The organism is Streptomyces sp. MBT65 (assembly GCF_016612545.1).
Taxonomy (GTDB): domain Bacteria; phylum Actinomycetota; class Actinomycetes; order Streptomycetales; family Streptomycetaceae; genus Streptomyces.
In genome coordinates this window covers 1-1,401 of record NZ_JAENRY010000731.1, presented here as the reverse complement: position 1 = coordinate 1,401, position 1,401 = coordinate 1, and the positions used below count along the sequence as shown (strand labels likewise).

2 protein-coding genes are annotated in these 1,401 nt (G+C 70.2%); both read right to left on the bottom strand.

Annotation, left to right across the window (positions count from 1 at the left end; genetic code table 11):
* Window positions 1-438: YncE family protein (locus JHN63_RS51860; protein ID WP_374223042.1), on the bottom strand; the 438-nt coding region annotated here is incomplete at its 3' end.
* A 228-nt stretch (window positions 439-666) separates the two neighbouring features.
* The coding region (locus JHN63_RS51855) for a calcium-binding protein (RefSeq protein WP_200692049.1) at window positions 667-1,401 on the bottom strand (735 nt) is incomplete at its 5' end.

Genomic DNA, 1,401 nt, shown 5'->3' with positions numbered 1-1,401 from the left:
GGAACCGAGGTCGCCGTCCCACTGGTCGCCGTAGGTGAACCACACCTTGCCGGCGGAGAACGCGATGTGGCGCGGGCCGGTGTCGGTGGGTATCGCGTAGCGGGTCTTGACGCTGAGGGTGGCCGCGTCGATCGCCACGATCTCGTGTGTGTTCTGCACCGCCGCGTACACGGTGGCCCCGTCGTCGGAGACGGTCAGGCCGGTGAGCGAGCCGATGCCGCGCACGGAGGCGAGGACGGTGCCCGAGTAGTCGGTGGCCGTGACCGTGCCGGCCGAGTTGTCGCCCACGAAGACCCGCTTGAGGGCGTCGTCCGTCACGAGGCCGCCGGGATAGGCGACGGTGGCGGTGGCCGCCGAGGCCGTGCCCGTCGCCACGACGCTGAGCGCCGCCGAGCCGAAAAGGACCGCGAGCGCTGTCGCGGTGGAGATGCTGCGCATCCGCACTGTTGTTCCCCCACAGGAAAAACCGGTCCGGAGACCGGGAGTTGAGAGCGCCGCGCAACATCCGGACGTGACCGCGGATGAGAGACGCGGTGACGCGCGGGGCGCGGCTGCTGGGAGCAGCGTATGACATGGCTGTGACAGCAGGGAAAGGGGTTTTGCCCGCGAGGGCCCGCCGGGAGGGTGCGGCACCTCCCGACAGGCTCAAGTGGGCCCCGCCGCGCGTCAGTTCTGGTGGACGACGTTCCGGCCGGGACCGCCCGACAGGACGTCCGTGCCCGTGCCGCCCCAGAGCGTGTCGTTGCCGGAGTTGCCGTAGATGGTGTCGGCGCCGGCATCGCCGTAGAGGACGTCGTTGCCCGTGCCGCCGTAGATGAAGTCGTCCCCGGCGCCGCCGTGGATCCGGTCGTTGCCGCTGCCGCCGGTCAGGCTCTGGTTGCCCGCGCCCGCGGTGATGACGTCGTTGCCCGCGCCGCCGTCGGCCGCGCTTCCGGTGGTGGTGATCGTGTCGTTGCCGTTGCCGCCCTGGGCGATGGTGTAGGCGCCGCCGTGCAGGGTGTCGTTGCCGTTGTCGCCCCAGCCCACCGAGTACTTGCCGAGGGTCAGGTTGTCGTTGCCGGTGCCGCCCGAGACGTAGTTGCCGGAGACGCTGCCGTCCTCGGTGTACTTGTCGTTGCCGGCGCCCAGGTCGGACGAGGCGAAGTAGTACGTCTGGCTGGTCCTGTTGTGGTAGCTGAGCGTGTCGTTGCCGTCGCCGAGCTTCAACTCCACGCCGGGGTACGGGTCCTGACTGTCCAGGAGGGTGACCGTGCAGGACACCTTGGTGTGGTCCGCGGCGGTCGGGTACGCGCAGCCGGCGCCCGGCTTGATGGTGACCACGTCGTCGATGACGTACGTGATCGTGTCGCTGCCGGTCACGTGGGTCGCGGTGACGACCGCCTTGTTGGCCTGCCCCGCGGC